General features: G+C 57.4%; 10 protein-coding genes. All 10 read left to right on the top strand.

The window, feature by feature from the left end; all coding sequences use genetic code 11:
* The first annotated feature begins 72 nt into the window (after positions 1–72).
* The 10 genes from ychF (at position 73) to BED41_RS11600 (ending at position 11,101) form a co-directional block, all read left to right on the top strand.
* A complete protein-coding gene (ychF, locus tag BED41_RS11645; protein WP_066746417.1) occupies positions 73–1,167 on the top strand; it encodes a redox-regulated ATPase YchF in 1,095 nt (364 codons plus the stop codon).
* A gap of 64 nt (positions 1,168–1,231) precedes the next feature.
* A complete protein-coding gene (locus BED41_RS11640) occupies positions 1,232–2,251 on the top strand; it encodes an oxidoreductase (protein WP_066746414.1) in 1,020 nt (339 codons plus the stop codon).
* Complete coding sequence (locus BED41_RS11635; RefSeq protein ID WP_066746412.1) at positions 2,248–3,084, top strand: M55 family metallopeptidase; 837 nt, start codon at positions 2,248–2,250, stop codon at positions 3,082–3,084. Before BED41_RS11640 ends, BED41_RS11635 begins: the two co-directional genes overlap by 4 nt.
* Positions 3,084–4,007 (top strand): ROK family protein, encoded by a 924-nt coding sequence (locus BED41_RS11630; RefSeq protein WP_066746409.1) that lies wholly within the window; start codon positions 3,084–3,086, stop codon positions 4,005–4,007. Before BED41_RS11635 ends, BED41_RS11630 begins: the two co-directional genes overlap by 1 nt.
* A complete protein-coding gene (gene gltS / locus BED41_RS11625; RefSeq protein WP_066746406.1) occupies positions 4,004–5,209 on the top strand; it encodes a sodium/glutamate symporter in 1,206 nt (401 codons plus the stop codon). Before BED41_RS11630 ends, gltS (BED41_RS11625) begins: the two co-directional genes overlap by 4 nt.
* Positions 5,210–5,223: 14 nt before the next feature.
* A complete protein-coding gene (gene gltS / locus BED41_RS11620; RefSeq protein WP_084002429.1) occupies positions 5,224–6,441 on the top strand; it encodes a sodium/glutamate symporter in 1,218 nt (405 codons plus the stop codon).
* 646 nt (positions 6,442–7,087) lie between these two features.
* On the top strand, positions 7,088–8,203 hold the full coding sequence (locus BED41_RS11615) for a glycerol dehydrogenase (RefSeq protein ID WP_066746403.1): 1,116 nt from the start codon (positions 7,088–7,090) through the stop codon (positions 8,201–8,203).
* 14 nt (positions 8,204–8,217) lie between these two features.
* Entirely contained in the window at positions 8,218–9,216 is a 999-nt protein-coding gene (locus BED41_RS11610) for a TRAP transporter substrate-binding protein (RefSeq protein WP_084002428.1), read from the top strand.
* 109 nt (positions 9,217–9,325) lie between these two features.
* Positions 9,326–9,817 (top strand): TRAP transporter small permease, encoded by a 492-nt coding sequence (locus tag BED41_RS11605; protein WP_066746400.1) that lies wholly within the window; start codon positions 9,326–9,328, stop codon positions 9,815–9,817.
* Entirely contained in the window at positions 9,818–11,101 is a 1,284-nt protein-coding gene (locus BED41_RS11600; RefSeq protein WP_066746397.1) for a TRAP transporter large permease, read from the top strand.
* Positions 11,102–11,121: the final 20 nt, after the last annotated feature.

Here is an 11,121-nt window from a genome sequence, read left to right as displayed (position 1 = left end):
TTGCCCCCGCCACTCAATTATAGTAAACTCTTGCAAAGAAGTATAATAATAAAAAATATGGAGTTGGTATAGATGCTGCATTGTGGGATTGTTGGACTGCCGCTGAGCGGAAAGTCTACAGTATTTAACGTGATAACAAGGGCCGGAGCGGAGGTAAAACCTTACGCGGGAGGGAAGACCGACCCAAATAAGGCCGTTGTCTCCGTTCCCGACAAACGCTTTGACGAACTTGTAAGGATCAACTCGCCGCGCAAAGAGACGCCCGCGCAGGTGGAGTTTGTGGACCTTGCGGGGCTTTCGCGCGGCGCGGGAAAGGGCGAGGGGCTCGGCAACGCATTCCTCTCTTTCGTCGCCGACGCCGACGCCCTCATTCAGGTGATACGCTGCTTCAGCAACCCCGGCGTGGAACATCCGGAGGGCTCGGTTGATCCCGTGCGCGACTGGGATATTCTGGACAACGAACTCATCTTCCGCGACCTTGCCGTCATCGAGAACCGCCTCGGCAAACTTCGGGCGAAGAAAAAACTGACCTCCGACGAAGATAAGGAAAAGGCGCTGCTTGAAAAGTGCTATGACTGCCTCATGGAGGAGCGGCCGCTTTCCTCCATCGAGCTGAAGCCGGAGGAGTGGCGGCAGCTTCGCGGTTTCTCCTTCGTCACCCTGAAGCCCCAGATAATTCTGCTCAACCTCGACGAAAGCCAAAACGAAGAATCCAAGATCCCGAAATGGGAGGCGCTTAAAAAGCGGGCCGAAGAGCACGGCGCGAAGCTCTGCACGCTCTACGGCAGCCTCGAGATGGATATAATGGACCTTTCTCCCGAAGAGGCGGCGGAGTTCACCGAGGGGCTCAACATAACCGAACCTGGACGCGAGCGTCTCATCGAGGAGGCCTACCGCGTACTCGGCCTCATCAGCTTCTTCACCTCCGGCCCCGACGAAGTGCGGGCCTGGACGCTGCATGACGGCGAAACGGCGGTCGACGCGGCGGGGACGATACATTCCGACCTCGCCCGCGGCTTTATCCGCGCGCAGGTGGTATCCTTCGACGATTACATGAAATATAACAGCTCCTTTGACGAGTGCCGCAAAGCAGGCGTGCTCCGCCTCGAGGGCAAGGAATACATCGTAAAAGACGGGGATATGATAGAAATACGTTTCAACGTTTAGCATACAGGCCGCCGCGTCCGCGGCGGCCTGTAACGGTTTTGCAGATCAGGAGAGGTGATGACGGATGCTTTTTGACATCTTTGAAATTAGGGAAAAGCGGCTTCAAAACCGTCTCTGTGCCGCCCCGCTGGCCTCGCTTTCCGGCAGCGCCGACGGACTGCCGACGGAACGGTCGCTCGAAGTTTATGGAAAAATCGCCGCCTCAGGCGTTGCTCTCGTCAATGTGGAGCACCATGCGGTGAACTCCACAGGGCGCGTGCGGCCTGAACAATTTCTCGCCGACAGCGGCGAGGCTGCCGCGGCTCATGCGAAGATCGCAGGGCTGATCAAAAATGGCGGCAAGATCTCCGTCGCTCAGATAAGTCACGGCGGGGCGAATATATCAAGCGACGGCATATTCGGGCTTGAGGGATTCCGCTGTCTTTCGCCCTCCGGCGTGAGGGTGGGGAAGGTTTGGGAGAAGCTCTCGGCGGAACCGGAAAAACTTTCCCTGCCTGAAATAAAAAAAATTGTTGAAGACTTTGCCGCCGCCGCCGAAAGGCTAGTACGGACGGCGGGATATGACGGCGTAATGATACACGCCGCGCACGGCTACCTCGCGGGACAGTTTCTGAGCCCGCTGACTAATCTCCGTGACGACGCTTATGGCGGCACTGAATACAGGCGCGCCCGTTTCCTTTACGAGATAACCGACGCAGTGCGCCGCACGCTGCCCGATGCGGTCGTCTCAGTGCGTCTTGGTGCGGCGGATACCCTGCCCGACGAAAAACCGCACGGCCTCGCCGTGGAAGATACCGTCCCCGTTGCCCGCGAGCTCGCGGCGCTTGGCGTTGATCTGATCAGCGTATCAGGCAACCTCTGCGGCTATGGAATGGATAGGACGAACGGCTCCTACTTCGCCCCCTACGCCGCGGCTATACGTGAGGCGGTGGGCGGAAAGGTCCCCGTGGAGTGCACGGGCGGTATCCGCGGCATCAAAAGCGCGGAGAAGCTGCTTGGGGACGGGTGCTGTGACCTTATCGGCGTCGGCAGGCCGCTCGTGGCAGACGCCGGTTTTCTTGATAAGTGGAGGGACGTCATATGAAGATATACATAAGCTCGGACATGGAGGGTTCTACGGGGGTGGTCAGCGCCGCGCAGGTGGACTGTACGAAGCCGCAGTACCTCTTTGGCCGGGCGATGCAGGCCGCCGATGTTGAGGCCGCTGTGAGGGCCGCGCTGGAAGCAGGAGCCGAGGGCGTCGTTATAAACGATTCGCACTGCACGATGACTAATCTCGATATCGCAAAATTTGGCGGCGAGGTGCAGCTGATAACGGGAACGCCGAAGCTGCTTGGCATGGTCGAGGGCGCGCGTGGCTGTGACGCCGCGATATTCCTGGGATACCACGCGATGGCCGGTACGGAAAAGGCGGTGCTTGACCACACCTTTGACCAGTATACTATCTACAGTCTCAGCGTGAACGGACGCAAAATGGGGGAGACCGGCGTCAACGCTCTTCTCTGCGGTGCGCTCGGCGTGCCGGTCATCATGGTCAGCGGCGACGACGCCCTCTGCATGGAGGCGGGAAGCCTTCTGGGGCCGGAGCTTGTGACCTGCTCCGTCAAAGAGGGGCTGGGACGGGGCGCCGCGCTTTGCCTGACGCCGGAAAGCACGGCCGAACTGATATATTCCGGAGTGAAAAAGGCGCTGGCACGGCTGAAAAAAGGCGAATGCCGCCCCTTTGCGCTGGAAGCTCCCTATCTGCTTGAGGTGACGCTGATGAACACCCTGCAGACCGACGCCGCCTCGCTGGTTCCAGGCGCGATGAGGACGGCGGCGCGTACCCTGCGTTTTGAGACGGAAGAGGCGCTTGAACTGCGCCGCTTCCTCTACTCCGTGATGGAGTGCGCCTCGGCGACGCTCAGCGGCTTTTGATGAAGAAGATAGGAATAGACCTCGGAGGACATACGATAGCGGCCGGTTCCGTCGATTTTTCCGGAGCGGCGCCGCAGGTCTTGTCCGCGGTGACCGTTCCTACACCTGAAAACAGAGACCTCCTGAGCGTCATCCACGCGCTGGAGGAGCTTATATTGCTCTGGGCCGCCCCCGGCGACGAGTGCTTTGTCGGGATCGGCATTCCCGGTTTCGTCGACAGTGAACGGCGTCGGATACTTCGGCTGACCAATTTTTCGGACTGTGACGGCGTCGTCCTGGGCAAAATAATCTCGGCGAACCTCAAGGCGCGCGGGGTAAGAGTCGACGTTCGCCTGGAGAATGACGCGAACTGCGCGGCGCTTGGAGAGGGACTCGCCGGAGCGGCGCGCGGAATGCGCGATTATGTGGTGCTCACGCTCGGCACCGGAATTGGCGCGGGCATTGTCGCGAACGGCAGACTGCTGACCGGCGCGCACGGGATGGCGGCGGAGTGCGGCCACATGGCGGTGAGCGGCGATCCGCTGCTCTGCCGCTGCGGCTGCGGCGGCTGGGGGCATCTTGAAGAGTTGGCCTCCGCCGACTGGATAGAGCGGCGCGCAGGCGCCGTCGGACTGCCTCCCATATTCCGCGAGGTATGGGAGATGCGCCATACCAATACGGAGGCCGCCGCGCTGCTTGGGCCCGCGCTTGAGGCGCTGGCGCGGGGAATATCATCGCTGGCGGTGACGCTCGACCCTGAGGCGGTGATCCTCAGCGGCGGCATGAGCCACGCCGCCGGACTTGCGGACGAGCTGCGGGGGAGGATAGAAAAATATCTTCCCGTTCCCTTCAGAGCTGTCTTTATTCTAAAAAATTCAGAAATCGGAGGTTCCGCCGCGGTGATCGGCGCCGCCTCCCTCGGACAGGAGATGTGTAAACGATGACAGAGCTCAACTTTAACCTTGTCGAGACCGTGGCCTTCGCCACAGCCATTCTCTGGCTTGGCATGTTTCTCCGGAAGAGGATTTTCTTCCTCAGCAAGTACAATATTCCCGCGCCGGTGATCGGCGGCGTGATCTTCGCGCTTGCGAGCTGGGCGTTCAAAGACAGCTTTTCTTTCAACTTTGACATGGTCGTCAAAGATCCCCTGATGATAACATTCTTTACCAGTATTGGCCTTGCCGCGAGCTTCAAGATGCTGAAGCAGGGCGGACCTCAGGTTTTTATCTTTTTGATTGTCGCCTCCGTGCTGGTGCTTCTCCAGAACGTGATCGCCGTCGCCCTCTCATACGCCACGGGGATACATCCGCTGCTCGGGATGCTGGCCGGGTCCATTACGATGTCCGGCGGCCACGGTACCGGAGCGGTCTACGCTGCCCTTTTTGAGAAACAGTACGGCCTTGCCGGCGGTATGGAGCTTGCGATGGCCGCCGCCACCTTCGGCCTCGTGATGGGGTCGATCCTCGGCGGCCCGGTGGCGCGCCGCCTGATAGAGCGCAACCGTCTCTCTAAATCGCATCTCAATCCCGACGAAATGACCTATGAGACGGTGGACGAAACGCTCGACCCCGCCTCCGACGGCCCCGTGTCGGCCTCGGTGCTGATGACGACGCTGATGCAGATTACGATCGCAATGAGCGTTGGCGCCTTTATATATGAGGAGCTTGTAAAGGTGGGAATACAGCTTCCGACCTATCTCTGCGCCCTCTTCGTCGGTATCTTTATCCGTAATTTGAGCGACATGAGCGGGTTGTATAAGGTACACCTGAGGCTCGCCGACACGATCGGCGCCGTCGCCCTCTCGCTCTTCCTCGCACTATCGCTGATGTCGCTTAAGCTCTGGCAGCTTGCCGATCTTGCCGGGCCGATGGCGCTGATCCTGCTCGGAGAGACGCTGCTGATGGGATTCTACGCCTACTTTGTCACCTTCAACGTGATGAGACGCGACTATACCGCCGCCGTCATTTCAGGCGGGCACTGCGGCTTCGGTCTCGGCGCCACGCCGAACGCCATCGCCAATATGGACGCGATCACGAGCAACTACGGCCCCGCGCCGCGCGCCTTCTTTGTCGTATCTATTGTCGGGGCCTTTTTCATCGACATTGTTAACGCCATAGTCATACAGAGCTTCGTGGCATTTTTTTAAGGGAGGGATAAGAGATGGCGGATATTTTTATGGTAAAGATGGACTTCATTCAAACGATGGCCTTCGCCTCGATACTTTACTGGCTGGGCGTGACGCTCTGCCGCCGCGTAAAGTTTCTCATACGCTACAACATCCCGCCCGCGGTAGTCGGCGGACTGCTCTTTGCCGTACTCAGGCTTCTGCTGACATCCAGGGTCGGTTTTGAGTTCGACCTGACCCTTATGGAACCCTTTATGATCGCCTTCTTTACCACGATCGGCCTCGGCGCGAGCGTCGCGCTGCTAAAAAAGGGCGGTTCGGCGGCCTTCAAACTGCTTTTGGCGGCTTGCCTTCTGCTGATACTGCAGAACGCCGCGGCGATCGTGATCGGGAAATTCTCCGGCCTTCATCCGATGCTCTCCGTACTTGCCGGTTCCGCGACGATGACCGGCGGCCATGGGACCGGGCTCGTCTTTGCCGACGAGCTTGAACGGGTTTTCGGCCTTCAGGGCGCGCAGGCTACGGCGATCGCCTGCGCCACCTTCGGCGTACTCGCGGGGTCGCTGCTCGGCGGGCCGATCGCCGAACGCCTCATCAAGGGACATTCGCTGGCGAAAGAGGTCAACGGTGAAAGTTATCGTAAAGAGATGATTCCTGATGTCTTCAGCTTTGGTGACACCGGCGAGGAGATAAACACCCATTCGATTTTGATGACCGTTTTCCAGATAACTTTCGCAGTCGGGCTAGGCATGTGGTTCAGCGAATGGCTCGGCGCGCGCGGCATCCTGCTGCCTGCCTACGCGCTCGCCCTCGTTGCCGGAATGGTGATCCGCAACACCGGGGACCACGTGAGGCTGCTTCGCGTCAATCCTAGGATCGTGAACCACATCAGCGGCGCCTGCCTCTCCTTCTTTCTCGCCTTCGCGCTGATGTCCGTGGACCTTACGGCCCTGAGCGGCCTGGCGGCGCCTCTGTTCTCTATCCTTGCCTTCCAGGTCGTGCTGATGATCCTCTTCGCCTACTACGTGACGTTTCGCCTTACCGGCGGCGACTATCAGGCCGCCGTTATCACGGCGGGTCATACGGGCTTTGGTCTCGGAGCCACGCCGAACGCGATCGCCAACATGGAGGCCGTCTGCGCCAAGTACGGAATAGCCCCCGACGCATTCTTCGCCGTAGCGGCGGTTGGAGCCTTCTTCATAGACATTGTGAACGTGATAGTGATAAACGTACTGATAAAGATCTTTGCCTGATGGGAGGGGGTGGCTGACGGGCCGCCCCTCTCTTTTATATGACGCTCTTTTATCCTTAAGACCGCCGCCCCGCCCTAGCTTGGCGGCGGTCTCCCTCAGTGTACTGTAGTCCGCCGTACTTGCAGAGACGTCAGCTCCCATCTGTTAAATCCTTCACCCTTTTCTTTGCCGCGTCCGCCGGCATGTTCTCTGGTTTCCGGTTCTTGCCGTCAATAACGGACGCGGCTGCCTGCGCCCCTCTCCGGCGAAACATATTTTATCCTTGTGCAATAACTGAGCGTCGGCGACGCCTGACGCTTTTCATGCCAGCCCTCCGCCTTTTTATACAGGCGTAACAGAAAGTGGCAAAGAATGTGTGAATATATCGTAAAAATATATTGAAAATAATTTTCATATATAATATAATCAAACTAGTGAATGTTTAATGCTTTTTGAAAATATTTTATATTAAGAGGGTTGTGTATAAATAAAAGGGACGATAAGTATGTATTTTATATGCTTATGGTATGTTTTATGCTGTCAAAGCACCTTTGAATTATAGAAAATTATTTTTAAAAACGTCGTTTTGATTTAGAAATATCGATCCCATCTCAAAACTAAATAATGAAGGGGGCAAGAGTTTGCCTATGCGGCCTACTCGAAGATTATGCTAAGTTCCACCACAAGAGCCTTTGGAAGTCCTTTGCGTTATGTGCAGGGGCCGGGCGAGTTCAGCCGGCTGCCGCAGTATACCGCGCCTTACGGAAAGGCCTGCGTTCTTATCGACGGCTTTCTGTATCCGGAGCTGAACGCGCGGCTGGAAAAAGCCTATGACGGCGGCGAATTTACCTCAATAAAGTTCCAGGGAGAGTGCTGCGACGAGGAGATCGGCAGGATCGGCGCCATCGCCAGGGAGCAGAATGGCTGTGTCTTTGTCGGCGTCGGCGGCGGAAAGACTTTGGATACGGCGAAATTATGCGCCGACGCCATGAATATGCCGCTGATCATCGTGCCCTCTTCCGCCTCAACGGATGCGCCGGTGAGCGAGATCGCGGTCATCTATACCCCAGACGGGGAATATATCGGCTCGCGCAAGGTGAAAAAGAACGCGGACCTTGTGCTTGTGGACAGTGAAATAATCGCTAAATCTCCCCGCCGTCTTTTTATCGCCGGTATGGGCGACGCGCTGGCAACCTGGCTCGAAGCTCAGGCCGTCGACGGCTCGGATTCTCCCAATTATATCGGTGCGGGCTATCGCCGCAGCAAGGCGGGCATGGCCATTGCCAGGGCGAGCTGGGATATCCTCTTCGCTGACGGGCTTAACGCGCTGGCGGCGCTTGAGCTTGGCGTCGTAACCGAAGCTCTGGAAAATGTCATCGAAGCGAACACCCTGCTCAGCGGTCTCGGCTTTCTCAATACCGGCCTTGCCACCGCTCACGGCATCCATTCCGGCCTCACGGCCCTGCCTGAGACCCACAAGTACCTGCACGGTGAGAAGGTGGCCTTTGGCATCGTCTGCCAGCTTGTGCTGGAAAACAGCGATGCCTCCGTCGTGGATAAGGTCATGAACTTTATGGCCGCCATCGGCCTGCCCATGACGCTGGCGGACCTCGGCGTCGAAGCGACGCCGGAAAAGATCACGGCGATCGCGGAGAAGACGGCGAACGGCCCCCTTGTCCATCAGGAACCATTTCTGGTGAACTCCGAACGGGTATACGCGGCTATCTTGGCCGCCGACGCTTTAGGTAAAAAGTACAAAGCAAAAGCAGCAACAAATAAATGAGGAGGAATTTTTTCATGAAGAAGCTGTCTCTCGTCCTGTCAGTTCTGTTACTTGTCGGTATGCTGGCCTCCGTCAGCGAAGCGAAGGCGAAGGTCACCCTTGAGTTCGGGCACATCCAGAACCCCGGCCATGCGCTGGCTATCGCCCCGGAAGAGTTCAAAGCGATGGTGGAGAAACGCTCCAACGGTCAGGTCAAGGTCAATATTTATCCCTCCAGCCAGCTCGGTTCCGCGCGTGAAATGATGGAGCAGGTGACGATGGGAACTCTTGACATGACCTGCTGCGACACCGCCGACTGGGCCGCGGCGCTGAACATCCCCCAGCTCGCCGTATTTAATATGCCCTTCCTCACCAAGGACCTTGCCACACAGGCCAAGCTCATAGACGGCATAGTGGCGCAGGAGGTTCCGAAGATGCTTAAGGACTCCAATGTCCGCCTGCTGATGACCTATTCCAACGGCATCCGCCAGCCCCTGCTCAAGACGAAGCCGATAACCCGCCTTGAGGATATTAAGGGCGTTAAGATGCGTACCGCCGAAACGCCGCTTTACGTCGATATCTGGAACTGCCTCGGAGCGAGCACCGTCACCTCCGCGTGGAGCGAGGCCTATACGCTCCTGCAGCAGGGCGTGGCCGACGCCGTCGAAGCCGACGTCACGGGGCTGGTAAATCAGAACCTTCAGGAACAGGCGAAATACCTCTCCAAGATCGGCCACCTGGGCGCCATATACTGTGTCTTTATCAATAAGGACAAATGGGACTCCATCCCCAAAGACCTGCAGGATATAATCCAGAAGAGCGCGCTTGAGAGCCAGAAGAAGCAGCTGCAGAACCGCCAGGCCTCCGATAACGCCGCGGAAAAGGCGATGGCGGCGGCCGGAGTGAAGATCAACGATATATCGCAGAAGGAACGTGACAGGATGAAGAACGCCTGTCAGCCGATATACGACAAATATGAGAAAAATTACAAGCTGGGCGGCCTCATCAAGAAGATGCTGTCGCTGAACAGTTAACCTCCCCCTTATGTTACAGCAGAAGAATTAACATATCGATCAAGACGGAATGCCTCCGCGCGCGTTTGCCGCGCGGGGGCGCCCTTACCGGAGCATGAGGTCAATAAAGATGAAAACATTGATAAAAATAGACAGAGTAATCGAAAATATCCAGGTCTGGTTCTGCGCGCTGATGTTCGTCCTGATTTTGGTTTTCGGCAGTCTGCAGGTTTTTGGCCGTTTTATCCTTCATTCGTCGCCGCCGTGGACCGAAGAGGCCATGCGCTTTTGCGGCATCTACCTGACGTTTATCGGCTCGGCCCTTACTGTGAGGGCGGACGCCCATGTGTCGGTTGATATCGTCATCAGCTTTATGAAAAACAATAAGGCGCGCGCGGTGCTGTTTATCATCGGCAGGCTGATCTGCGTCGTCTTCCTGATTATGTTTTTTCCGGGATCGATCGTTCTGGTCTCGAAGAGCTTCAATTCGCTGGGAGCCGCCATCCGCATTCCCTACGCCTACATATACGCGGCGGTTCCTCTGGGAATCGTCATGATGCTCTGCTCTTACGCCAGCGCCATTCCCAAGCTGGCAAGACAATACAGGGAAGGGGAAAGATAGATGATTGCCATTGCGCTGATAACTCTGCTGATTTTTCTGGTGCTGGGCGTGCCGGTATGTTTCGCGATCGGCCTCTCCGGGCTTTTGGCGATCATGTTCGGCAGCGAGATTCCCGCCTTTATGGCTGTGCAGCAGGCCATTCGCGGCATGAATTCCTTTTCGCTGATGGCCGGGCCGCTCTTTATCCTGGCGGGTGAGATCATGGGAGCCGCCAACCTCTCCACGCGTATCCTTGATTTCTGCCGGGCCTGCGTCGCCCAGATACGCGGCGGTATGGGGATGGTCTCCGTGTTGGCGAATATGATCTTCGCCGGCATATCCGGATCCGGCGCGGCGACGATGAGCGCGATCAGCACTCTGACGGTGCCTGAGCTTAACAAAGAGGGGTACGACAGGGGGTTCATCGCCTCGATGATCGCGGGTTCCGGAGCGCTGGCGCCGATCATCCCGCCAAGCACCAATATGATCGTCTACGCCTCGCTGACGGGATTCTCCGTGGGCAGGCTCTTTATCGGCGGCCTGATGCCCGGCATCCTGATCGGCGTCTGCCTGATGGTGATGTGCTACTGGTACGCGACGAAGTACAATGTCGACCAGGGCAGCGGGCGTTTCAGCCTCGGATCTGTGTGGCGGGCCTTTTTGAAGTCCTTCTTCGCGCTGATAACTCCGGTCATCATTCTCGCGGGAGTGGTCACCGGCTTCTTCACGGCGACGGAATCCAGCATCGTAGCCTGTGTCTACGCGCTGATCTGCGGCTTCTTCATCTACCGCACGCTGAAACTGAAAGATATGCTGGGGATATTCAAAAGGGCCTCCTCATCGTCGGCGATGCTGATGATGATCATGGGTATTTCGAACATCTACTCCTACATATTCGCGCGCGAGAACGTCACTCCGATGGTCGAGAATTTCCTGCTTTCGATCACGCACAACCCCGCAGTCCTGGTGTTTATCATCATCGTCATGATGCTGATAATCGGCTGCTTCATGGAGACGCTCGCGGCCACGGCGGTCATTCTGCCCACGGTCTACCCGATCGTGATGCACCTGGGCGTCGATCCGCTGCTCTTCGGCGTGCTCTTCTCAATCTCCACGGTCGTGGGCGCGCTGACGCCGCCGGTGGGACTATATCTCTTCCTGTCGATGAATATCGCCGGCGCGACATTCCGGCAGGCGATCAGCTATACGGTACCCGTCGTCCTCATCATCCTCACCGTAATGCTGCTGATGTGGTTCTTCCCGCCGATAGTCACCTTCGTGCCTAATCTGCTGATGGGCGCTTAATATAAAAGGAGATTCATACA

This window comes from Cloacibacillus porcorum (assembly GCF_001701045.1).
In the GTDB taxonomy this organism is placed as follows: Bacteria; Synergistota; Synergistia; order Synergistales; family Synergistaceae; genus Cloacibacillus; species Cloacibacillus porcorum.
This window is presented reverse-complemented; position numbering and strand designations above follow the sequence as displayed.